This window comes from Paenibacillus sediminis, from assembly GCF_017873765.1.
GTDB classification, from domain to species: domain Bacteria; phylum Bacillota; class Bacilli; order Paenibacillales; family Paenibacillaceae; genus Paenibacillus_AG; species Paenibacillus_AG sediminis.
Map to the genome: position 1 here is coordinate 547,739 of NZ_JAGGKP010000001.1, position 22,401 is coordinate 570,139.

Genomic DNA, 22,401 nt, shown 5'->3' on the forward strand with positions numbered 1-22,401 from the left:
TGAACTGAAAGTGTATGATTTTGCAAAATTAGAGGAAGAGAGAGATGGAATGAATGCCTACGCCTAGTATGGAAGACTATTTGGAACGCATCTACAAGTTAATAGACGAAAAAGGATACGCTCGCGTTTCCGACATTGCGGAAGGTTTGGAAGTACATCCCTCGTCCGTCACTAAAATGATTCAGAAATTAGACAAGGACGAATACTTGGTCTATGAAAAATACCGTGGATTAATTTTGACGAACAAAGGGAAGAGAATGGGGAAACGATTGATGGACCGCCATCAATTGCTGGAGGATTTTCTCAAAACCATTGGCGTCCAAGAAGAAAATATTTATAAAGATGTTGAAGGAATTGAGCATCATTTAAGCTGGGATTCTATCACATGCATAGAAACTTTAGTTGAATATTTTAGACGTGACCCAAAGAGACTTGAAGACCTTCGCGATATTCATAATGAGCTCGTTAGCAATTCGTAAGTAAGGCATCTGTCACCTCTGGCAGATGCTTTTTATTTAGATGCAATGACTATGAAAGCAGGGGGAGAAATAATGAGGTTGTTACGCAGGTGGGCTATACTTTTGGCCATGTTCGCATTATGTATATCTTCAACTGGAATTACACTTTATGCTCAGTCTTCATCCATTCAAATTTATCTTGATGGACGTAAAATCGACAGCGACGTGCCTCCTTATATTTTAACTAAGGTAAACGTTACGATGGTTCCGCTTCGTGTCATTAGCGAAGGTCTAGGTGCAAGTGCAGATTGGTCGCAGAGCAGTAAGACAGTAACCATAACGAAATCAGGCCACGAACTAAAACTGACGAATGGTTTGAATACAGCCTCTGTGAACGGCATGACGATTAAATTAGAAACCTCAGTACAAATTAAACAAGGCCGGGTGATGGTTCCGCTTCGTTTTGTCAGTGAACAGCTTGGTCTTCAGGTAGTATGGAATCAAAAAGCTCAGACGATTGTCATGACATCCTCAGATGGCAATCATGAAAGCACCTCTTTAAGAGGAGCCTGGGTATCTACCATTTATAATTTGGACTGGCCTACGGTAAGTTCCTATGGAAAAATAGAGCAGCAAAAACAAGAATACATAGCATTGCTAGATGACTTGCAATCGATGGGGATGAATAGCGTGTTCGTGCAAGTTAGACCTTCTTCCGACGCCATCTATCCATCAAAGCTTGTACCTTGGTCAAAATTCCTTACAGGTACTCAAGGTAAAGATCCAGGGTATGATCCGCTGCAGTTTATGATCGAAGAAACGCACAATCGCGGTATGCAGTTTCATGCATGGTTTAATCCATTCCGAGCGAATACGACGACGAACAAAGATCAGCTGGCTGCGAATCATGTTGTCAAAGCCCATCCGGATTGGATTGTTTCCCAAGGGGGGCAGCTATACATTAATCCAGGGATTCCTGACGCTCGTAAATATGTGCTTGATGTCATTATGGAAGTGGTTCGAAACTATGATATTGATGGAGTTCATTTAGATGATTATTTCTATCCGTCAGGCGAATCTTCGTCGAATAAATTTAATGATGATGATGCTTTTAGGGCGTACAATTCCAAAGGATTCACTTCCAAAGGCGATTGGCGCCGTAACAATATCAATGAATTTGTTCAGCAATTAGGATACAGCATTCATGAAGCGAAGCCTGGTGTCCAGTTTGGTATAAGTCCATTCGGAGTTTGGAGAAATCAGAAAGTTGATCCCCTAGGCTCGGATACAAAAGCAGGCATAACGAGCTATGACGACATGTATGCTGATGTAAGAACTTGGATCAAGTCCGAGTGGATTGATTACGTTGCCCCGCAAATATATTGGAGTTTATCGAATGCAAGCGCCAGATACGACAAGGTTGTCGACTGGTGGGTTCGGCAAACCTCTGATACAAACGTGCAGCTGTACATTGGTCATGCAATCTATAAAGTGGGAACGAATGAAGCGGGATGGCAAAGTGCTGATGAGATTATAAACCAGTTAAAATACAATGAGCAGTATCCGCAAATTAACGGAAGCATCTTTTTCAGCAGCAAAGATTTACGTAAAAATCCACTTGGCATTAAAGAAGCATTGCACTCATATTATCAATAATTTATCTAATCTGTTCATTAAAAAGACATAATGACAACCCTCGTTCTCATACATAAGCAATAGACCTGTTACAGGCGGCTTAGCAGGGGACGGGGGTTGATTTTTTGTGTTTATCAATGGAGTCTTTGAAGGTGGAGGAGTGAAGGGCATCTCGCTTGCTGGAGCAGTAAGAGCTGCAGAAACAAGCGGGGTTAAGTTCCATAGAGTTGCCGGCACTTCCTCAGGTTCTATCGTCGCTGCACTCATCGCAGCTGGATATACGTCCGAAGAGATGAAGGAGATTATTACGGAAATGCCGTTTATGTCTTTACTTCAACGTGCGCCTATATTTAACATAGGAATTATTGGACCTGTACTGCGTGTGCTGCTTAAGAAAGGTTTATATTCTGGAGAGGCACTTGAAGAGTGGGTTCGAACAATTTTACTTAGAAAAAAAGTACGTACCTTCGGGGATTTGCCTAAAGGCAAGCTGCTTATTATTGCATCTGATATTTCGAATGGCAAAATATTAGTTCTTCCCGATGATTTGGAGCGCTTTGGCATAAAACCTGAAAGCTTCGAGGTAGCCAAAGCCATCCGAATGAGCTGCAGCATTCCTTATTTTTTCGATCCGGTGAGATTAAGGTTGTCTGTAGACAAAGGCAAAGGTAAGCCGTTCGCCGAACAATTTGTTTATATTGTTGACGGCGGCATGCTTAGTAATTTTCCGCTTTGGCTGTTTGATAAGGAGAAAAATCGTGATACGGGGGAGATTATTCCGACTGTTGGCTTTCAAATGGTAGGAAAGAACGGGAATAAACCGCATAAAATTAACGGTCCGTTCAGTATGCTGCAAGCGATGGTGGAAACGATGCTTTCGGCGCACGATGAACGTTATATAGAACAACATAATCGGTATCGTACGATTAAAATTCCTACGCTCGGTATTGGGACGACGCAGTTTCACATTACACTCGAGGAGAGCTTGCTGCTTTATGATTCGGGAGTGCAAGCGGGTCAACGGTTTTTCAAAAGATGGGATAGAAAAATGTATGAAGATCAGTTCCATAAGTTCCAAGATAAAACTTATAAAATATAAACGAAAGGCCCCTGCTTATCACAGCAGGCGCCTTTTTCAATGATACTTAGGTAATTGATCATCGGAATCTCTTTTTCCTTTGTGCCCATCGATCACTTGGAACGGGTACGATTTACGTTTACTGGATGGTTTGGAACGCGATGCTGAGACCTTTTCCATCGTTCGTGATGATGGTTTTACTTTAGGTGTCTTTCTTAACGTTGTTCTGTAACCCCGAGTTGGATAACGATAGAGCAGCCAGACAACGCCAAACACGAGAAAAGGTACAATTAGGTTCATCCAAAATGACCCATCATAAAAACTAGTTACCAGTCCTAAGGCCGCAAGACCTATAATGATCCAGCAGATAATGGCTTGCATTCTCATGAGAATCATCCTTTCACGGGATCAAATGAGGCACTGCTTAAAGACTCAATGACTGAACTGTGTTCTAGCTGCTCATCCAGTTCCATCATCCGTTTGAAAGATGCGATGGAGACTTCAACTTGATCATCCATTGGCTCTTTGGTCGTCAGAAGCTGCAGCCAAAGGCCGGGATAACCGAGAAATCGAAGAACTGGAATATCACGCATGGCATTCGTCAATTTCAGAAATTCGAATGAAACACCTATAACGACAGGGAGTAATAGTATACGCTCATATACTCGTTCCCATAAATTATGATATGGAACGAAGGAATATATGATGACGCCAATTATGACGGTTAAGACAATAAAGCTGCTGCCGCAGCGGTAGTGAAGCCGAGTGTACTTTTGCACATTTTCGACGGTTAGTTCCTCTCCGGCTTCATATGCGCTTATGACTTTATGTTCTGCGCCATGATATTGAAATAAACGTTTTATGATCGGAGTTTGTGAAATAGCCCATAAATAGACGAGCAGCAAAATAATTTTAATAATACCTTCAATAAGCGTATGAAGCACTCTGCTCTCAAAAGCGCTATGGAACAGAAAATCTTCAATAAACACGGGAACAAGAGTAAGAAGAATTTTCCCAACAATGAAGGATAATACGCCGACAACAGCAACTCCTAAAATCATCGTTAAACTCATTTTCGATTGTTCATCAGCCTTTTGCTGCGCACGTTCTTCAGGACTTAGTTGATCATCTGCATAAGCATCAGAAGAGTAATTTAAATGTTTGGTGCCTTGCGCGCTGGAATCGATCAGACTGACAATTCCACGGAGAAAAGGAATTTTTCTAAGATTTCTTACCCATGATTTCGTTTGTTTAGGTACTTCGTAGAACGTAATCTCTTGATTTTTCCGCCGCACGGCTGTGACATTGACGTGTTTGCCGCCAAACATAACACCTTCAATGACTGCTTGGCCACCGTAGCTGACTGGACTTGATTGCCTAGGCAAATACTTCACCTTCCCTAAGAACAGATATGTTTGATTCCATTGTAGCGAATTTCAGGCAATATTTCTACTTTGATTAGTGAGTACAAAATTGCACATACTACCATAAATAATTAGCGCATGTGCAGTACATGTCATGAAGGGGGATTTAGACGATCGTGGTGATGGAGCAGACCTCTGCTAAGCAGCGTACAAATCCGTTCTATTTTTCACTTGAGCTTGGATTTTTTGCCGGTTTGTTTTGGGGAGGTATCAGATGGATATTTTATGTTTTGCATTTCTCTGTTATCTCGCCTGGATTTGCAGCTAAGCCATTTTTTGGAACTTCGTTTATGAGGTCAGCTTCAGGTTTTCTTCTTGGTTGGTTATTTTTTATATTGCTGTCGATCGCAGCAAGTCTGATCTATACGGCTCTGTTTCGTAAATTAAAAGGCCCATGGCCCGGTATCGCTTACGGTGTTATATGGTGGTTGCTTCTATTCCTTATAGCGGGTCCGCAAGTTGGAATGATGGAGCGGCTAAGTCATCTGCCTTGGAATACGATAATATGCGAGTTTTGTCTATTCATTCTTTGGGGGGTGTTCATTGGATACACAGTAGCCACAGAGTTCAATGAAGAACGAATTCGAGATGAGCAGCAAACAGTCAGTTAACCTAAATACTTCTCAAGAAGATGATTCCTATGGTAAAATAACTTTTGGCTATTTTACAGGGAGGGTGTGAATACCATGTACCGAATTTTGGTGATTAACGGGCCTAACTTGAATTTGCTTGGTATTCGTGAACCCGGTATTTATGGAACGGTAAGTTTAACTTCTATTGAAGAAAACTTACAGAAGTTAGCTGGTGACCTCGGCGTGGAGATTTCATTTTTTCAGTCCAATCATGAAGGGCACATTATTGACCGTATTCATGAAGCGATGGGCCATACGGACGGAATCTTAATGAACCCGGGTGCGCTCACACATTACAGCTATGCTATACGTGATGCAATCTCATCCGTAAAGATTCCAACGGTAGAAGTACATATGTCTAATATTCATGCCAGGGAAGAGTTTCGTCATAAATCGGTCATAGCCCCTGTAGCAGTTGGACAAATTGCAGGCTTTGGCGCGGTTAGCTACGAAGTAGGATTAATTGCGTTGCTGCGTTATTTGGAAAGTGAGTCCAAACCGTAATTAACCATTCTTTAGAATGAGTGGGAAAGGGGAGAATGAAATGAGCAATAATCGTTTGACGAAACTGCGTGAGGCGATGAAGCAGCGTAATCTGGAAGCGATGTTCATCACAAGCGGAATTAATCGCCGTTATTTAACAGGATTTACAGGCACCTCTGGTTTCGTTCTAGTGACTCATTACGAAGCCTATTTTCTGACAGATTTCCGTTATATGGTTCAGGCGTCAGAACAAGTACAAGGATACAGCATCATCGAACATGCGCCAAAAGTAATGGAGACAGTGGGGCAATTACTGGCTTCCCTTCATATTAAAGAGCTTGGTTTCGAGCAAGACAATGTTTCTTTCGGCACTTACAAGTCATATGAAGAGCAGCTTCAAGGCATTAAATTAATCCCTGTTTCTGGCTTGGTTGAAGGTCTGCGCATCTACAAAGATGAGCAGGAAATCGCTTTAATGCAAAAAGCTGCTGATTTAGCAGACTTAACCTTTAATCATATGCTGACAGTCCTCAAACCAGGCATGATCGAGCGCGATGCAGCGCTGGAAATGGAATTTTTCATGCGCCGTAATGGTGCAACGTCATCATCCTTTGATACTATTATTGCTTCAGGAGAACGATCCGCATTACCTCATGGTGTAGCAAGTGATCGTGTTATTCAAAATGATGAACTCATTACGATGGACTTCGGTGCATTGTTAAACGGCTACTGCTCCGATTTAACTCGTACAGTTGCCATCGGTAATCCAGCGCCAAAACTGAAAGAGATCTATAACATCGTGCTTGAAGCCCAGCTTCATGCGGTCGAGCATATTCGTCCAGGAATGACTGGGAAAGAAGCAGATGCCCTAGCGCGTGATATCATTGCACGTTATGGGTATGGCGATTATTTTGGACATAGTACGGGACACGGTCTCGGAATGGAAGTGCATGAAGCTCCGCGTCTGTCCAAACTTAGTGACGACATCCTTAAACCAGGAATGGTAGTCACCGTTGAACCTGGCATCTACTTGCCGGGCATTGGCGGAGTTCGGATTGAAGACGATTGTTTAATCACTGAGAATGGTGTCCAAAGGTTGACGCACTCCAGCAAAGAATATACCGTATTACGGTAACCAATTTCATATTTATTATGATATGAATTGGTTTATATGTATTAATTCATATATGGCTATCTAACTTAGGAGGTTATTTTCGTGATCAATGTTAACGATTTTAAAACTGGATTAACGGTAGAAGTGGACGGTGATATCTTTACGGTCCTTGACTTCCAACACGTTAAACCTGGTAAAGGTGCGGCATTTGTTCGCTCTAAACTTAAAAATCTGCGCAATGGCAACATTGTAGAGCGTACATTCCGTGCTGGCGAAACCATCGGCCGTGCTCAAATTGACAATCGTCAAGTTCAATACTTGTATGCTAGTGGTCAAGAACATGTATTTATGGACAATGAAACATACGACCAATTCAGCTTGACAAGCGAACAATTGGAATGGGAACTTAACTTCCTTAAAGAAAACATGAACGTTAATATCATTAGTTACCAAGGTGAAATTATTGGTATTAACTTGCCGAACAGCGTTGAGCTGAAAGTCGTTGAAACTGAGCCAGGTATCAAAGGAAACACAGCTACTGGTGCAACTAAAAATGCTAAAGTAGAAACTGGATTGAATGTACAAGTGCCTCTTTTCATTAATGAAGGAGACGTTCTTCTGATTGATACTCGCGACGGCAAGTACATCTCTCGTGCGTAATCTATATATTACAAATTCCTCCATCGATGATCGAAGGAGGAATTTTTTTATTAGAAAAATTCGAAAAACATTGACTTCATCAAGCATTTTCGTATTATACTGAGTTAAAGTGATAAATTACTTAGACAGCACTATGGTAGGGAGAGGATCTGCGTTGGCTTTATACGTCATGAAATTCGGAGGCAGTTCCGTCGGAGATACGGAGCGCATGAAACGCGTCGCCAGACGCATCGTAGAAAAACAAGATGAAGGTCATCAATGTGTTGTTGTTGTATCGGCGATGGGCGATACTACCGATGATTTAATTGATCAGGCAAAGCTTCTGAATGAACAACCTCCTGCACGTGAAATGGACATTTTGATGACAACAGGTGAACAGATCTCAATCGCTTTGTTATCGATGGCTATTCATAATCTTGGCCGCGAAGCCGTTTCTTTTACAGGTTGGCAGGCAGGTTTTCGAACAGAGCCTGTTTTTGGCAAAGCTCGGATTACCGATATTCAGCCAGATCGTGTTATTCATGCATTGAATGAAGGTAAAATTGTTGTTGTCGCCGGCTTCCAAGGCATGACGGAAGATGGAGAGATTACAACGTTTGGCAGGGGCGGTTCAGATACAACGGCAGTAGCCCTAGCAGCGGCCATTAAAGCTGACGTGTGTGAAATATACACAGACGTGGACGGCGTCTATTCGACAGATCCGCGAATTGTGAAATGTGCGCGTAAATTGAACGAAATATCGTATGATGAGATGCTGGAGCTTGCGAACTTAGGTGCAGCAGTTCTTCATCCGCGTGCGGTAGAGTATGCGAAGCATAACCAAGTGCGGCTTGTAGTTCGTTCAAGCTTTAATCATCATGAAGGTACGGTAGTTAAGGAGGATGCGAGTATGGAGCAAGGTGTTGTAGTCAGCGGTATTGCCTATGATAAAAATGTAGCGAGAATTAGTATTCTGGGTGTTGCAGACATTCCTGGCGTGCTAGCCAAAGTATTCGGCGCTCTCGCTGCAGAGAAAATTGACGTAGATATTATTGTACAGAGTGGGGTTCAAAATGGAGAAGCGGATTTCTCCTTTACGGTCGCTCTTACAGATTTAGATAAAGCACTGGAAGTAATCAAGAACGTTCGCAGCACGCTTCCGTACCGCGAAGTGACATCAGAAGAAAATTTGGTGAAAGTTTCGATTGTAGGTGCAGGCATGGTAAGTCATCCTGGTGTTGCTGCCCAAATGTTTGATGTCATTTCTAAGCAAGGTGTTAGTATTAAAATGGTCAGTACCTCGGAAATTAAAGTATCGTGCGTGATCGAAGCTGGCAAACTCCAAGAAGTTGTTCGCGCTCTACATACAGTTTATAACTTAGACACTGCAGAGCAAGTATTCGTCGGCGGACCGCAAGAAAGACGATAACTGTATATCATATGAAAGAGGCTAATCCTGCCAGACGAATGGCGGTGATTAGCCTTTTTATTTGTTTTCATGCTGTATATAAATCATCACATTGAACGCAAAATGAAGTCCTCATCCAATATTGGAACAATCGGAACTTGGTTTAAACCACAGCAGTATTCAACATCAGCCGCTAACCCCATCTTCTCCATCTTATGTCCCCATGCACTGCCCAGTATGACATGATACAACTGATCTTCGCAGCCTAAGAAGGCGTAATACATCGCCGTCCCTAAATCGTTCATTTTAATTTTGGTTTGCGATGCAGCAATCAGCTCCTTAATGATCATTCCAGCACACAATCCATCCTCAATGGCAAATTCATCTTGATTTCCAGCACACATAATGATGATGTCTTTTCGCAGCGCTAATAAGGCAGATGCACAAGCCCTCGCATTGATAAACCCGCCTAAGAGTAATTTTGATGCTCTTAAAGATTTATGAATCGCCCGTGTTCCGTTTGAGGTAGTAAGGACAACAAACTTATTGATCACGTCTTCGGACATATATTCATAAGGTGAGTTTCCTGCGTCGAAACCGGGTATTTTGCGGCTGAATCGTTCACCGCCCAAAATGACATTCTCCTGCTTTATACTCTTCGCCTGCGGAACCGTCTCTACGGGTATAACTCCTGCAGCGCCATGAAATAGTGCTGTTATCACTGTGCTGGTTGTTCGCAATACGTCAATAACGACTGCTGTTTTAAGTGAGAAACAATTAGATCTTGCTTCATTGACGCAAGCGATGACATCCACATGCATAGAACGTCCTCCTCTTACAAATTACACAACCTTTTTGCAAATGCCTGACCCTCATTCATTTATGCAGATAATATATGCTGAGTTTTCTGGTCATGTGCCTATTTTCATTTCTATAAATATGAGGCTAGAAACATAGTTCTCTGCATATCTATTTACAAGAGTTCCTAGAAAGGGAGGTTAGAAATTATGGACAAGTTTGTGACCAGCATGGCATCTTTAAGGATTATTTCAGGGTGTATCGAAATATTAGCAGCTATTATCATGCTGAGATTAGGACAAGTCGATAAAGCGCTTGTTGTAAATTCAATGCTTGCCTTTGTGGGCCCGCTTGTACTCATCACAACAACGACGATTGGGCTGATGGGGATCGCTGATAAGCTTTCATGGGATAAAATCGTTTGGATTGGCTGCGGAGTATTCTGTCTCTTATTTGGTATTTTGAAAAAATGATAGAGTTACTCCGTCATAAAACAAAAGTACAGGCATACACATGTCTTAAGAAATGAAAAGGACAACTTGGGGGTACGGATAATGAAACTCAATTGGTTGACGGTCATTCCTGAGCCGATACACTCAATACTACTAAATTTACCGAAAGTATCGCTCGCTCTTTTGGAAGAAATCAGAATAAGAGAGGGACGGCCGCTTGAGGTGAACGCCGGAGGAGAGCACAGCTTTGTTACTGCATTCGGAAGTTTAACGGATGATGCTGAAGCGGCATATAAACCAACAAGGGAAGTGGGCCATAAACTGCTCGATCTGATTACAAATCATTCTTTGTACACGATGGAAGAAGAACTTCGCAAAGGTTTCATCACCATCCCTGGGGGTCACCGTATCGGTCTGGCAGGACGAACGGTGCTGAGTAACGGACAAGTTGAGCATATTCGCGATATTAGTGGATTTAATATACGAATTGCTCGAGAGATTCAGGGAGTAGCAGATTCCATCTTGCCTCATTTGCTTGATTTTAAGCAGAGAAGTGTGTTTCATACTCTCATTGTCTCTCCGCCGCAGCATGGAAAGACAACGCTTATACGAGATTTAGCAAGGCAGATCAGCAACGGGTCATGGGGGCATCCGGAAGCGAAATGGCGCGGAATGAAGGTAGGTATTGTGGACGAACGATCTGAAATCGCAGGCAGTTTAAAGGGAGTGCCAAGCTTTGATGTAGGCAGCAGAACAGATGTGATGGATGGTTGTCCCAAGGCAGAAGGGATGATGATGATGATTCGGTCAATGTCTCCCCAAGTTCTCATGGTTGATGAAATTGGCCGAGCAGAGGATGCAGAGGCGATTGCAGAAGCGCTGCATGCAGGCATTCGGGTAATAGCGACAGTACACGGCTCCGATATAGACGAACTCGAGAAACGCCCGGTGCTCGCGGATTTAATGGAACGTCAGCTATTTCAAATGTACGCCCTGTTGCATCGCAGCAATCGAGATATTAAATTTCGTCTATTCGATGGCAAGAAGAGGGGTATTCAAACAGCAAGTACGAGAGGCGGGGCTAGTGATGCTTAAATTTATTGGAGCAGCGCTCATACTGCTAGCCGGAACTTCAGCAGGAATGCTGAAAGCTCAGCAGTTCGCAGGTAGGCCGAAGCAGATACGAGACTTAATACTTGCATTAAAGCGGCTCGGCACCGAGATCAGTTATGGATTCACACCGTTGCCTGATGCCTTAAACCGTATAAGTAAGCAGATGAAGGAGCCGTTACACACCTTGTTTTTGCAAGCTTCACAATTGATGAATCATCCAAGCCAAATGACGGCCCAAGATTGCATTCATGAGGCAATTAGATCGAATTGGCATAACACAGCTATGAAATCCGCGGAAAGAGATGTGCTTTATCAGCTCGGATACAATCTTGGCGTCAGCGATCGTCAGGATCAAATGAATTATATTTCGCTGGCAATTCAGCAGCTCCAGAGCGAGGAAGTTTCAGCGCGTGATGATCAGGCCCGATATGAGAAAATGTGCAAAAGTTTAGGATTGTTATCTGGAGCATTAGTCGTCATTTTGATCTATTAAAATCAATTTCAGAGCGGCTTGACACATACTGAAGTTGATTAGCGAGGTGCCTATTGATGAACTTAGAAGTAAATGCCATTTTTCAAATTGCGGGCATTGGTATCATTATAGCCATGATTCATACGGTGCTCAAACAGATGGGAAAAGAGGACATGGCTCATTGGGTAACCGTCATTGGGTTTGTAGTTGTCCTGTTTATGGTGGTTCGCCTGCTCGATCAATTATTTCAACAAATTAAATCCATTTTTCTCTTCCAGTAGGTGAGCATCCATGGAAATGATTCAAGTGGTTGGTCTAGGACTCATTGCCACCATTCTTATATTGATTATTAAAGAGCAGAAACCGATGTTCGCTTTCCTTATCGCAACATGTACTGGGATTATTATCTTTCTGTTCCTGATTGGAAAAATAGGCGCGATTGTTAACGTACTAGATAAACTAGCGGAATCCTCGGGTATTAATATGATCTATCTGAAGACGATTCTAAAAATTATAGGTATCGCATACATCGCTGAGTTTGGTGCTCAGGTCGTAAGAGATGCTGGTCAAGAGAGTATAGCTTCGAAAATCGAGCTTGCTGGAAAGGTGCTCATTATGGCGCTCGCTATCCCGATTATTAGCATCATTATAGAAACGGTGATGAAGCTGCTGCCGGCATAATGAAATGGGGATAAACAATGAATGATCTCAAATCTATCAAACTATTTAACCCAAGCAGCAAGCTGACACCGATTCTCATCATTTTCTTGTGCCTGCTCTTCTCCTCTACGGGTCAGCTCTTTGCGGATTCCCCTTCGAACGAATGGATCAAGCAGCAAGCGGAGCAGCTCCCCACCGATCAGGTAGAGCAGTACTGGGATAAACTGATGACACAGTATGGAGGTTTTTTTCCAGATCAGAAGGTACCTTCCTTTATGGATATGCTGCTGCCTGGAGGAGAAGGGTTCAGTTTAAAAAACGTCTTTCGCGGACTTCTAGAGTTTATGTGGCACGAGGTACTGTATAACGGAAAGCTTCTGGTCACCATTGTAATGCTCACAGTGTTCAGTATGATTCTAGAAACGCTTCAGACCGCATTCGAGCGCAAAGCCGTCAGCAAAGTAGCATATTCCATTTGCTATATGGTCATCATCGTACTAGCCATTAACAGTTTTAATGTCGCCATCGGATATGCGAAGGATGCGATAGACAGCATGATTAATTTTATGATGGCAATGGTTCCGCTGTTGTTTACACTTCTAGCTGCGATGGGAAATGTCGTTACCGTATCGATGACGCACCCGCTCATAGTTTTCATGATCCATACAGTAGGTACATTGATACACTTTGTCATTTTTCCATTACTGTTCTTCTCCGCAGTTCTCTATATCGTAAGCTCTATGTCAGATAAGTATAAAATGACTCAACTTGCAGGGTTGCTGCGCAATATTAGCGCAGGTCTTCTAGGTATATTGCTTACAATATTTCTAGGCGTCATTTCTGTACAAGGTGTTACGAGTTCTGTAACCGATGGAGTCACGATGAGGACGGCTAAATATATTACAGGAAACTTTGTCCCCGTAGTCGGTAAAATGTTCGCTGATGCAACGGACACGGTTATCTCTGCTTCTTTGCTCGTCAAAAATGCTATCGGATTAACCGGAGTCATTATTATCCTCTTCCTGTGCGCCTTCCCGGCAATCAAAATATTGACGCTGGCGCTCATTTATAACATATCAGCAGCAGTTATGCAGCCACTAGGAAATACTCCGATCGTCACTTGCTTACGCACCATTGGAAAAAGTATGTTTTATGTCTTTGCGGCGCTTGCGGCCGTCGGATTGATGTTTTTCATGGCGATCACCATTTTACTTACAGCTGGAAATGTGACCGTCATGATGAGGTGAGGTGACAGCAGTTGTCGTGGCTCAGTGAATGGCTGAAAGAAATTATATTTATTATTTTGCTCGCTACCTTCGTCGATTTGATTCTCCCAAATCGCTCAATGGAGCGCTATGTAAGGCTTGTGCTCAGTCTGCTTATTCTGTTAACACTTCTAACTCCCATCATTGATCTGCTTACCAAAGATCCAGAAACAGTCATGAAACAGGCCATGTCCGCTCAAAATAAGCTCTCAGGTTTTTCATCAAATACAAAAGACGTCAGCATCGAACAAATTATGGCTCAAGCTGAGAAGCTAAAGAAGAAGGACGAATCTTCTACCTTGGAGATCGTTAGCCAACAAGTCGCTTCAGTAATGAAAGATCAAATATCGAAGGCTGTAGATCAGCCTATAGCTAAGGTCAAAGTTGCCATATTATTACCTCAGCCAAATACAGCGAAAGATGATTCTCAAACTCCGCAAATAAAATCAGTTGATGTGTATTTCGATTCATCCAGCAATCGTACAGCCGATTCCCATTCTCAGCAGAAGGATAAACCAATAAGCGTCTCGGTGCCAGAAATAGACAAAGTGCAAGTTGAAGTGAAATTGAATGATGTTGAAGCGAGTAAAAGCGAAGTTTCCGCAGCCGAATCCAGTAAGAAGGGTACAGTTGATCCAGACGTAATTGCTGCTCTAACGACCAGTGCAGAAACGATTCGTAAACTGATCAGTAAAGAGTGGCAAATCAATCAAGATATGATCGCCGTTTACGGTGATATGGGAGAACAAATTAAATTGTAAGGGGGGGATTAAAATGGCAAAGTGGCTTCAGAAAATTGAAGCATGGATTGGCGGAGGTCAAGGAGGCGGAATTGGACGGCTTAGAACATTTCGGATGCTAATCATTCTGGCACTGATCGGAATCGCCATTATGCTCTTTAACTCCTTTGTGAATGTAAAAAAAGTTGAATCTGAAAATGTTGGGAGAGAGCCGCCTCAGCAATCTTCAAAGTCGGCCTTTCAAACAGACAGTACCAATGAGAATAATCCGTTTGAAGGTATAGAGTCAGATTTAGAGGAAAGCATGAAAGAAATACTGGAGAAAATAGTAGGTGTCGGCACAGTAGACGTTATGGTTACCGTTGATTCTACAGAAGAAATTGTGGTACAGCGCAACGTGACGGATTCTCAGCAGCTCACGGATGAGAACGATGCAAGCGGGGGCAAGAGACATACAACCCAGTTTACTCGTGATGGGCAAATTGTCACTTATGAGGTATCTGGAGATCAAACCCCGATTATTACGAAGAAGCTTAAACCACAGGTTCGAGGTGTTCTGGTCGTTGCGAAAGGCGCAGAGAATAAAGTGGTCAAAGGGCTAATCGTTGATGCGGTTGAAAAAGGTTTGAACGTACCTGCTTACCGAATATCTGTCGTTCCAAGAAAACAGTCTGACTAAATAATTTGAATGGATCCTTAAGGAGGAAAAAACAATGAATACGAAAAGACAAACGATTTGGTTAGTATCAATGCTAAGTTTGATGGTCGTGCTATCAGCTTACTACCTGTTTACGGATGATTCCGGTTCTTCCAAAAAGCCTGTTGCAGATGGTCAGCAAGTGACGAAGACAGATGGTACATCATCTAAAGAAACTTCTTCCCAAAACAAAGACACAGGAGATGAAGTTGTTCTGAATGAAGTGGTAACCGATGGCCAAGTTAACTCATCAGGTACAGATACTGCTAAGGTAGACAGTAAGAACACAAGTAAAGATGTGAGTGGCGATCAAGCAGCTGACACAGCTTCTCAGACCGCCAAAGATACTAGCAGCAAAGCGGCTAAGGATTCCGCAGCTAAGGGAGCGAAGGATACAGCTGCCGCTGGCACATCAAAGGACGACGGAGAAGTGCTTAAAGAAGTAGCTTCCCAAAGCACAGTGAATGATACCTTCACTAACTATCAATGGCAACGGGCTCAAAACAACACCAAAGAAGAAGAAAGTCTAATGGCGATTGCCAACGATTTCTCTAAGGACCCAGATGAGTCTGCAAAAGCTGCCGAACAACTTCGTGCCCTGGAAGAGAAAGAAGCTAAAATTACAAACATTGAAGAGCAGCTTCAACGAAGCTTCGCAAATGCGATGGTTCAAGAAGACGACAATCGCTATAAAGTTGTCGTCCTCAGCGATAAACTCGAAGTATCTCAAGCTGTAAGCATCGTAGACATGGTGATGAAGGAACTCGGCGTTACGCAAGATAAAGTGAGTGTGCAATACGTAACTGAATAATGAGAGAAAATATGGAAAGAGTCCGTAAAAACGTTGGGCTCTTTCCATTTCTTACGTTTGTGATATAATACATAAAGTTATGTGTCTGTCCGAAACATGGCTTTGTTAGATTCGCTGAAGGAGTGAAATATTAATGTTAAAATTAAGCGACATCAAGGAATTGATCAAGTTGGTGGATCAAACCTCCGTTTCGGAGCTTGAAATTGAGAATGAAGGTGCTCGCCTATTAATCCGTAAACCGGGTAAAAGTGAAGTGTTGACTGTACAACCTGCGCAAATGATCCCATCATATCAAGCGGCAGCATCAGCAGTACCACAAATGTCAAATTCAACGGTTGCATCAGATGCAGCTGCAAACAACAATGAGGCAAATGCAAAAGCTGATACAACGGCAAACTTACATAAAATTGTTTCACCGATGGTTGGAACTTTTTATCGATCACCATCTCCAGATGCCGGTCCTTTTGTTAATGTCGGTGATAAAGTAAATGAGAAAACGACTGTATGTATCATTGAAGCGATGAAGCTGATGAATGAACTTGAAGCAGAAATTAAAGGTGAAATTGTAGAAGTATTAGCTGAAAATGGACAACTAGTTGAGTTTGGACAGCCTCTTTTCCTAGTGAAACCAGAGTAAAGAGGAGGATGTGCATATGAAATTTCAAAAAATATTAATCGCGAACCGCGGGGAAATCGCCGTTCGCATTATTCGTGCTTGTCGTGAGCTCGGTATTTCAACAGTAGCCGTATACTCTGAAGCAGATAAAGATTCTCTGCATGTTCGTCTAGCGGACGAAGCTTATTGTATCGGTCCTACACTCTCTAAAGACAGTTATTTGAATTTTACGAATTTAATGAGTGTTGCGACTTTGACAGAATGCGATGCGATCCATCCGGGTTATGGATTTTTATCTGAAAATGCAGATTTCGCAGAAATATGTGAGTCTTGTAACATTACATTTATCGGTCCATCTGCAGAAGCGATTACGAAGATGGGTGACAAAGCAGTCGCGAAGCAAACGATGAAGGATGCTAACGTACCTGTTATTCCCGGTTCTGATGGACTGATCGAAAACTTGGATGAAGCGATTATGGTCGCACGTGATATTGGCTATCCTGTCATTATTAAAGCAACTGCTGGCGGCGGCGGTAAAGGGATCCGAATTGCAGAGGACGAAGAATCGCTCATTCAGCAAATTACAACGGCTCAGCAGGAAGCGGAGAAAGCATTCGGGAATGCTGGGGTTTATTTAGAAAAATATTTAACAGGCATGAAGCACGTTGAGATTCAGATCATAGCCGATAAGCATGGCAATGTCGTTCATTTAGGAGAAAGAGACTGTTCTGTGCAGCGCCGCAGACAGAAGCTCGTAGAAGAGGCTCCTTGTCCAATATTGACGCCTGAGAAACGTGCGGAGATGGGAGCAGCTGCTGTGCGGGCAGCACAAGCAGTTAATTATTCTGGAGCGGGTACTCTAGAGTTTCTGCTCAGTCCTGATGGTCAGTTCTATTTCATGGAGATGAACACTCGAATTCAAGTAGAGCATCCTGTGACAGAAATGATCACGAACACGGACCTGATCAAAGAAATGATTTCGGTTGCTGAGGGGAATCCGCTGTCGTTCAGCCAAGAAGATATCGTTATTAACGGCTGGTCTATCGAATGTCGGATTAATGCTGAAGATCCGGATCGCAACTTCTTGCCTTCACCTGGTAAAATCGATTTTTACCTGCAACCTGGCGGCCCTGGAGTACGGGTAGACAGCGGTGCTTATCCGGGTTATACGATATCTCCTTACTATGATTCCATGATTGCGAAGCTTATCGTTTGGGGACCGACTCGGGAAGAAGCCATTGCAAGAATGAAGAGAGCTCTGGCGGAATTCGCGATCGATGGAATTCGAACAACGATCCCGTTCCATCAAAGACTGCTCGAACATCCGGTGTTTGTTCAAGGTGATTTTGATATTAAATTTCTAGAGGAACATGAAGTTTAGGCTTTGATTCATGAACCTAAACGATTGTTTGTCAACATGTTACCGAAATGTTATAGTATTGGTAATAGATGCGCATATCGTAACGAAATGATGAACGAGCAAACTGATCCGGAGGGGAATGAAGACAATGAGTACTTTACCATCTGAATTTGAACGTACGGATATCGGTGAAATTCAAATCGCTCCTGAAGTGATTGAAGTCATTGCAGGCCTTGCAACGATTGAAGTAAAAGGTGTAGCTGGCATGAGCGGCGGATTTGCAGGAGGCATCGTTGAACTTCTTGGGCGCAAAAACTTATCAAAAGGCGTAAAAGTAGAAGTTGGACAACGGGAAGCAGCTGTAGATGTATCCGTTATTGTGGAATATGGAAATCGAATTCCTGAGGTTGCTACCGAAATTCAGCGTAATGTAAAGCGTTCGATCGAAACGATGACAGGACTCACTGTTGTTGAAGTGAATGTTCATATTCATGATGTTCAGTTCAAATCGGCAGACAAAACTGAAGATACAGACCTGAGTCATCGGGTTAAATAATGACTTAAGTGACAAACCCCCGACATCTTATGTCAGGGGTTTACTCTAATTTAAGGAGGCTGCACTGCTCGTGGCTAAAATTTTGGACAGGCTTTTGCTGTTTATTTATAGCTTAAGTATTGGCGTCATCTCCGTAATTACCATCCTATTTATGACGGGTGCAGTTTCTTTTACAATCGGTTATGGTCAAGAAACGGTGTTTTTTGGAACGTTTATCTCTGTTGCAGTAATTCTCTTTTTGCTCAGCGTTCGTTTTTTTTACATATCGATTCGCCGTGATCGTGCTTCGCTTCCCTCGATCGATCAACGGACGGAGTACGGTGATATTCAAATTTCAGTAGACACGATTGAGAATCTATGTCTTAAAGCGGCATCTAGAATCCGCGGTGTCAAAGACTTGAAAGCTAGAATTCATATTCTAGAATCAGGACTGGACATTAAAATTCGCGCCGCTGTGGATGGAGAAACTCCAATTCCAGGAACGACGCAAGACATGCAAAAGCAAGTACATGATTATATTCAAGACATCACTGGCATTCCAGTATCGAAAGTGTCTGTGTATATCGCTAACCTCGTTCAATCGCCAAACTTTAAGAGTCGAGTAGAATAGAGGTGAGTTCCCGAATGTTATGGAAAGAGATTTGGGAGAGTCACAGAGGTCGTGTGATCGGTGTTGTCTCAGGCATTTTTTTCGGCATCATTTATTTGATATTCGGTTTTTGGAATATGTTGTTCTTTGCACTGTTAGTGTTCATAGGCTACACTGTTGGCAAAACGAGAGATTTACAGCTCGGATCTATTTTTCCATGGAGAGAGATTGGAAACTGGCTGTTGCAACGGTGGCGTCCATTCAAATGAACCCTGCGATACGCTTTCTCCGAAAAAAAGAGCCGCTTCATTCTGCCCATTTTTGCGGAGAGAGAATATCGCAGGTTTTTTTTGTTCATGAGTCAAGCATACTAAATATATCGATTTAAACCTCAGGAGGCCGTAATGAAAAGACGTCTAGCAAGAGAAATCGCGGTACAGAGTTTGTACCAGATGGAAATGAATGAAGTTGAGCCCGAGGCAGCTGTATGGATGCTGCTTACCGAAGCTCATGAAGATAACGAAACACAAATTGAAATTCGCAATGTAGATGAGATGCGCATTTACGTGGTTGACCTTGTTCGAAATGTATGGTCACGCAAAGAAGTGCTCGACGATATTTTGAAGGATTATTTGAAAAACTGGCAAGTCAGCCGTTTATCAAGGGTAGACCGCCAAATTTTAAGACTAGGCGTATATGAAATGATTTTCTCGAGCGATGTTCCTCCGAAGGTAGCCGTTAATGAAGCGATTGAACTGTCCAAACATTTTGGCACAGAACAATCCGGTAAGTTCGTAAATGGCGTGCTTGGGAAAATGATTCATGATTTGGAGCAGCTTAAGACAAAGCATGTAATCAAATGAGATGAAATAATTATCTAACACAATAGATCATGGGGGAGAGAAAGCAAATGACAGCACCAATTATTAATGGCAAACAAGTTTCAGATGACATCAGAGAAAGTATCCGTCAAGAAGTGGCAGCCCTTGCTAAGCAAGGCGTGACTCCGGGTCTGGCTGTTGTCTTAGTCGGTGAAGATCCAGCTTCTCAAGTATATGTGCGTAATAAGGAGAAGGCGTGTCACGATTTGGGTTACTACTCGGAAGTTCACCGTCTCCCGGCCTCCACTTCACAGGAAGAGCTGCTCGCGCTAGTTCATAAGCTGAATGAGCAGCAGAACATTAACGGGATCTTAGTACAGCTTCCGCTTCCGAAACATATTGATGAGAAGGCTATTATTGATGCAATTGCCGTAGAAAAAGATGTTGATGGCTTCCATCCTGTCAATGTAGGGAATCTAGTCATTGGTGATGATAGTTTGCTTCCTTGTACTCCAGCAGGTGTGATCGAATTAATTAAACGTGCGGGTATCGAAATAGCCGGCAAGCATGCTGTAGTCATCGGACGCAGTAATATCGTCGGCAAGCCTGTATCTCTGCTGCTTCAACGTGAGAATGCAACGGTTACGATGTGTCACTCAAGAACAACGAACATGGCAGAGCTGGCTAGACAAGCTGATATTTTAGTCGTCGCTATCGGTAAGGCCAATTTTATTGATGCGAGCTACGTCAAACCAGGTGCCGTAGTTATTGATGTAGGTATGAATCGTCTCGAAAATGGTAAATTGGCGGGCGATGTTGATTTTGAATCGGTTAAAGAAGTGTCTGGACCCATTACGCCTGTTCCTGGCGGAGTAGGACCTATGACGATCACGATGCTCATGCGGAACACGCTGGTGGCAGCGAAACGGGCGCACGGATTAGCCTAAAGGGGCGATGCTTGGTGGAACAGCGCATTTATTCTATTAAAGAGCTTAACCGTTATATTCGCATGAAGATGGAGTCGGATACACTCTTGTCTGAAGTGTGGATTCGCGGTGAAATCTCTAACTTTACTCATCATTCAAGCGGGCATATGTACTTTACGCTGAAAGATAAAGACAGCCGAATCAAGGCTATTATGTTCGCTTCCCATAATCAGCGATTGGCGTTTATTCCTAAAGAGGGAACAATGGTCATCGCGCGTGGCAATGTGACGGTGTATGAACGAGATGGACAGTACCAATTTTATGCGACTCAAATGCAGCCAGACGGCATCGGAAGCTTATATTTAGCTTATGAACAGTTAAAGAATAAGCTTGCGCAAGAAGGTTTGTTCGATATTTCGCGTAAACGTCCGCTTCCTAGATATCCTAGGAAAATTGGCGTCATCACTTCACCAACCGGGGCGGCTGTACGCGATATTATAACGACGCTTCAAAGACGGTTTCCACAAGTGCCTATTCTATTGTATCCGGTGCTTGTACAAGGGAAGTCGGCTGCTCCATCGATTGTTAAGGCGATCGAGCAGATGAATGAGATGGCCGAAGCTGATGTATTGATCGTCGGTCGCGGGGGAGGATCGCTCGAAGAGCTGTGGGCTTTTAACGAAGAGATGGTGGCGCGGGCTATCTTCGCTTCACAGATTCCGGTCGTATCCGCTGTCGGACACGAAACTGACTTCACCATCGCTGATTTCACTGCAGATTTGCGCGCAGCCACACCGACAGCTGCTGCGGAACTTGCGGTTCCGCACGCCGCCGACGTTAAGGCACAGCTTGAACAGCGGCAGCGCCAGCTGCAGAGCGGGCTCTTGCATAAAGTGCAGCAATATCGCGAGCGGCTCGGCCGCCTGCAGCGATCTCCGGTGCTGTTGCAGCCGCGCCGCTACATGCTGCAGCATGCCGAGCGGCTCGATATGCTGCAGCACCGCCTCAAGAGCCGCGTCGAATCGCGGCTCGCATTGACGCAGGAGCGGCAAGGCCGCCTGCATCAGCGGCTGCTCCGCTATGATCCGCGCGAGCAGGTTGTCTTCGCGAAGCGTCGCACCGTGGACAGTGAGCGCAAGCTTCAGCTTGCGATGCAATCCATTTTGCGAAGCAAGACTCAGCAGCTTTCTACAGGCATTCGGCAATTGGATGCGCTCAGCCCGCTGAAAGTAATGGCCAGAGGGTACAGCCTTGTCTATGATGAACGGGAGAAACGATTAATTAAGTCAATCAATGATGTACAGCTCGGCGATTTGGTTAAAATTAAATTAAACGATGGTGAGCTAGATGCTCAGGTCTGGGCAATGAAGGGGGAGACGGATGGCGATGAAAACGGCGAAAGAACTAAACTTTGAAGAAGCGATGAATCAGCTTGAAGAGATTGTGTCAGAACTTGAGCACGGCGATGTTCCTCTAGAGAAAGCAATTGATTTGTTTCAACGCGGCATGCAGCTGTCTCAGCTGTGCAGTCAGAAGCTAGAGCAAGTAGAACGTAAAATTGAGATGATTGTACAGGAAGATGGCGAGCTTCGTAAGAAACCGTTCTCTCCAATCCTTGAGGAGAGTGAAGACGACGTTGAATAATCAAGATCTG

At 43.4% G+C, this 22,401-nt stretch carries 29 protein-coding genes; 26 read left to right on the top strand and 3 right to left on the bottom strand.

Features of this window, described 5'->3' with window-relative positions:
• Positions 1 to 53: 53 nt before the first annotated feature.
• The 3 genes from mntR to J2Z20_RS02555 all read left to right on the top strand — a co-directional run bounded on the left by mntR (position 54) and on the right by J2Z20_RS02555 (position 3,192).
• Positions 54 to 479: a transcriptional regulator MntR gene (mntR, locus tag J2Z20_RS02545; protein WP_209845046.1), complete on the top strand. Its 426-nt coding sequence runs from the start codon at positions 54 to 56 to the stop codon at positions 477 to 479.
• A 72-nt stretch (positions 480 to 551) separates the two neighbouring features.
• Positions 552 to 2,114 carry a family 10 glycosylhydrolase gene (locus tag J2Z20_RS02550; RefSeq protein WP_209845048.1) on the top strand — a complete coding sequence of 521 codons (1,563 nt, stop codon included), beginning with the start codon at positions 552 to 554 and terminating at the stop codon, positions 2,112 to 2,114.
• Between the two features lie 106 nt (positions 2,115 to 2,220).
• On the top strand, positions 2,221 to 3,192 hold the full coding sequence (locus tag J2Z20_RS02555) for a patatin-like phospholipase family protein (protein WP_209845050.1): 972 nt from the start codon (positions 2,221 to 2,223) through the stop codon (positions 3,190 to 3,192).
• Between the two features lie 36 nt (positions 3,193 to 3,228).
• On the opposite strand, the gene J2Z20_RS02560 is transcribed toward J2Z20_RS02555, so the two are convergent.
• Both J2Z20_RS02560 and J2Z20_RS02565 read right to left on the bottom strand, forming a co-directional pair.
• On the bottom strand, positions 3,229 to 3,558 hold the full coding sequence (locus tag J2Z20_RS02560; RefSeq protein WP_209845052.1) for a hypothetical protein: 330 nt from the start codon (positions 3,556 to 3,558) through the stop codon (positions 3,229 to 3,231).
• A 5-nt stretch (positions 3,559 to 3,563) separates the two neighbouring features.
• Positions 3,564 to 4,556 (bottom strand): DUF1385 domain-containing protein, encoded by a 993-nt coding sequence (locus tag J2Z20_RS02565; protein WP_209845054.1) that lies wholly within the window; start codon positions 4,554 to 4,556, stop codon positions 3,564 to 3,566.
• Between the two features lie 161 nt (positions 4,557 to 4,717).
• Here J2Z20_RS02565 and J2Z20_RS02570 point away from each other — a divergent pair, with 161 nt between their 5' ends.
• The 5 genes from J2Z20_RS02570 (at position 4,718) to J2Z20_RS02590 (ending at position 8,892) form a co-directional block, all read left to right on the top strand.
• A complete protein-coding gene (locus J2Z20_RS02570; protein ID WP_209847211.1) occupies positions 4,718 to 5,206 on the top strand; it encodes a YqhR family membrane protein in 489 nt (162 codons plus the stop codon).
• A gap of 75 nt (positions 5,207 to 5,281) precedes the next feature.
• Positions 5,282 to 5,731 carry a type II 3-dehydroquinate dehydratase gene (gene aroQ / locus J2Z20_RS02575; RefSeq protein WP_209845056.1) on the top strand — a complete coding sequence of 150 codons (450 nt, stop codon included), beginning with the start codon at positions 5,282 to 5,284 and terminating at the stop codon, positions 5,729 to 5,731.
• A gap of 40 nt (positions 5,732 to 5,771) precedes the next feature.
• Positions 5,772 to 6,845 carry a M24 family metallopeptidase gene (locus tag J2Z20_RS02580; protein ID WP_209845058.1) on the top strand — a complete coding sequence of 358 codons (1,074 nt, stop codon included), beginning with the start codon at positions 5,772 to 5,774 and terminating at the stop codon, positions 6,843 to 6,845.
• An 81-nt stretch (positions 6,846 to 6,926) separates the two neighbouring features.
• Positions 6,927 to 7,484, top strand: coding sequence for an elongation factor P (efp, locus tag J2Z20_RS02585; protein WP_209845060.1), 558 nt, complete (start codon positions 6,927 to 6,929; stop codon positions 7,482 to 7,484).
• Positions 7,485 to 7,638: 154 nt separating this feature from the next.
• Positions 7,639 to 8,892, top strand: a complete 1,254-nt coding sequence (locus tag J2Z20_RS02590) for an aspartate kinase (protein ID WP_209845062.1) — start codon at positions 7,639 to 7,641, stop codon at positions 8,890 to 8,892.
• 86 nt (positions 8,893 to 8,978) lie between these two features.
• Here the strand turns inward: J2Z20_RS02590 and J2Z20_RS02595 are convergent, their stop codons facing one another.
• Positions 8,979 to 9,692 (bottom strand): 2-phosphosulfolactate phosphatase, encoded by a 714-nt coding sequence (locus J2Z20_RS02595; RefSeq protein ID WP_209845064.1) that lies wholly within the window; start codon positions 9,690 to 9,692, stop codon positions 8,979 to 8,981.
• A 183-nt stretch (positions 9,693 to 9,875) separates the two neighbouring features.
• Between J2Z20_RS02595 and J2Z20_RS02600 the strand changes: the two genes are divergently transcribed.
• The 18 genes from J2Z20_RS02600 (at position 9,876) to xseB (ending at position 22,391) form a co-directional block, all read left to right on the top strand.
• Positions 9,876 to 10,142 carry a YqhV family protein gene (locus J2Z20_RS02600; protein ID WP_209847214.1) on the top strand — a complete coding sequence of 89 codons (267 nt, stop codon included), beginning with the start codon at positions 9,876 to 9,878 and terminating at the stop codon, positions 10,140 to 10,142.
• 81 nt (positions 10,143 to 10,223) lie between these two features.
• The gene (spoIIIAA, locus tag J2Z20_RS02605) at positions 10,224 to 11,216 is read left to right on the top strand and encodes a stage III sporulation protein AA (RefSeq protein ID WP_209845065.1); all 993 of its coding nucleotides are present in this window, start codon (positions 10,224 to 10,226) and stop codon (positions 11,214 to 11,216) included.
• Complete coding sequence (gene spoIIIAB, locus J2Z20_RS02610; protein WP_209845067.1) at positions 11,209 to 11,727, top strand: stage III sporulation protein SpoIIIAB; 519 nt, start codon at positions 11,209 to 11,211, stop codon at positions 11,725 to 11,727. The genes spoIIIAA and spoIIIAB overlap by 8 nt, the downstream gene beginning before the upstream one ends.
• 56 nt (positions 11,728 to 11,783) lie before the next feature.
• The gene (gene spoIIIAC / locus J2Z20_RS02615) at positions 11,784 to 11,987 is read left to right on the top strand and encodes a stage III sporulation protein AC (RefSeq protein ID WP_209845068.1); all 204 of its coding nucleotides are present in this window, start codon (positions 11,784 to 11,786) and stop codon (positions 11,985 to 11,987) included.
• A 10-nt stretch (positions 11,988 to 11,997) separates the two neighbouring features.
• Positions 11,998 to 12,387 carry a stage III sporulation protein AD gene (spoIIIAD, locus tag J2Z20_RS02620; RefSeq protein ID WP_209845070.1) on the top strand — a complete coding sequence of 130 codons (390 nt, stop codon included), beginning with the start codon at positions 11,998 to 12,000 and terminating at the stop codon, positions 12,385 to 12,387.
• Between the two features lie 17 nt (positions 12,388 to 12,404).
• On the top strand, positions 12,405 to 13,613 hold the full coding sequence (spoIIIAE, locus tag J2Z20_RS02625) for a stage III sporulation protein AE (protein WP_209845072.1): 1,209 nt from the start codon (positions 12,405 to 12,407) through the stop codon (positions 13,611 to 13,613).
• 11 nt (positions 13,614 to 13,624) lie between these two features.
• A complete protein-coding gene (gene spoIIIAF, locus J2Z20_RS02630) occupies positions 13,625 to 14,392 on the top strand; it encodes a stage III sporulation protein AF (protein WP_209845074.1) in 768 nt (255 codons plus the stop codon).
• Between the two features lie 13 nt (positions 14,393 to 14,405).
• The gene (spoIIIAG, locus tag J2Z20_RS02635) at positions 14,406 to 15,050 is read left to right on the top strand and encodes a stage III sporulation protein AG (RefSeq protein ID WP_209845076.1); all 645 of its coding nucleotides are present in this window, start codon (positions 14,406 to 14,408) and stop codon (positions 15,048 to 15,050) included.
• A 34-nt stretch (positions 15,051 to 15,084) separates the two neighbouring features.
• Positions 15,085 to 15,879: a SpoIIIAH-like family protein gene (locus J2Z20_RS02640; protein ID WP_209845078.1), complete on the top strand. Its 795-nt coding sequence runs from the start codon at positions 15,085 to 15,087 to the stop codon at positions 15,877 to 15,879.
• A gap of 133 nt (positions 15,880 to 16,012) precedes the next feature.
• Positions 16,013 to 16,516 carry an acetyl-CoA carboxylase biotin carboxyl carrier protein gene (gene accB / locus J2Z20_RS02645; RefSeq protein ID WP_209845080.1) on the top strand — a complete coding sequence of 168 codons (504 nt, stop codon included), beginning with the start codon at positions 16,013 to 16,015 and terminating at the stop codon, positions 16,514 to 16,516.
• Positions 16,517 to 16,532: 16 nt separating this feature from the next.
• On the top strand, positions 16,533 to 17,876 hold the full coding sequence (gene accC / locus J2Z20_RS02650) for an acetyl-CoA carboxylase biotin carboxylase subunit (RefSeq protein WP_209845083.1): 1,344 nt from the start codon (positions 16,533 to 16,535) through the stop codon (positions 17,874 to 17,876).
• Positions 17,877 to 18,003: 127 nt separating this feature from the next.
• A complete protein-coding gene (locus J2Z20_RS02655; protein WP_209845086.1) occupies positions 18,004 to 18,411 on the top strand; it encodes an Asp23/Gls24 family envelope stress response protein in 408 nt (135 codons plus the stop codon).
• A gap of 70 nt (positions 18,412 to 18,481) precedes the next feature.
• Positions 18,482 to 19,021 carry an alkaline shock response membrane anchor protein AmaP gene (gene amaP / locus J2Z20_RS02660; RefSeq protein WP_209845088.1) on the top strand — a complete coding sequence of 180 codons (540 nt, stop codon included), beginning with the start codon at positions 18,482 to 18,484 and terminating at the stop codon, positions 19,019 to 19,021.
• 14 nt (positions 19,022 to 19,035) lie between these two features.
• Entirely contained in the window at positions 19,036 to 19,269 is a 234-nt protein-coding gene (locus J2Z20_RS02665) for a DUF2273 domain-containing protein (RefSeq protein WP_209845090.1), read from the top strand.
• 135 nt (positions 19,270 to 19,404) lie between these two features.
• On the top strand, positions 19,405 to 19,863 hold the full coding sequence (gene nusB / locus J2Z20_RS02670; protein WP_209845092.1) for a transcription antitermination factor NusB: 459 nt from the start codon (positions 19,405 to 19,407) through the stop codon (positions 19,861 to 19,863).
• 47 nt (positions 19,864 to 19,910) lie between these two features.
• Positions 19,911 to 20,768, top strand: coding sequence for a bifunctional methylenetetrahydrofolate dehydrogenase/methenyltetrahydrofolate cyclohydrolase FolD (gene folD / locus J2Z20_RS02675; protein ID WP_209845094.1), 858 nt, complete (start codon positions 19,911 to 19,913; stop codon positions 20,766 to 20,768).
• 11 nt (positions 20,769 to 20,779) lie between these two features.
• Complete coding sequence (xseA, locus tag J2Z20_RS02680) at positions 20,780 to 22,162, top strand: exodeoxyribonuclease VII large subunit (protein ID WP_280921720.1); 1,383 nt, start codon at positions 20,780 to 20,782, stop codon at positions 22,160 to 22,162.
• Positions 22,134 to 22,391: an exodeoxyribonuclease VII small subunit gene (gene xseB, locus J2Z20_RS02685; RefSeq protein ID WP_209847217.1), complete on the top strand. Its 258-nt coding sequence runs from the start codon at positions 22,134 to 22,136 to the stop codon at positions 22,389 to 22,391. The genes xseA and xseB overlap by 29 nt, the downstream gene beginning before the upstream one ends.
• Positions 22,392 to 22,401: the final 10 nt, after the last annotated feature.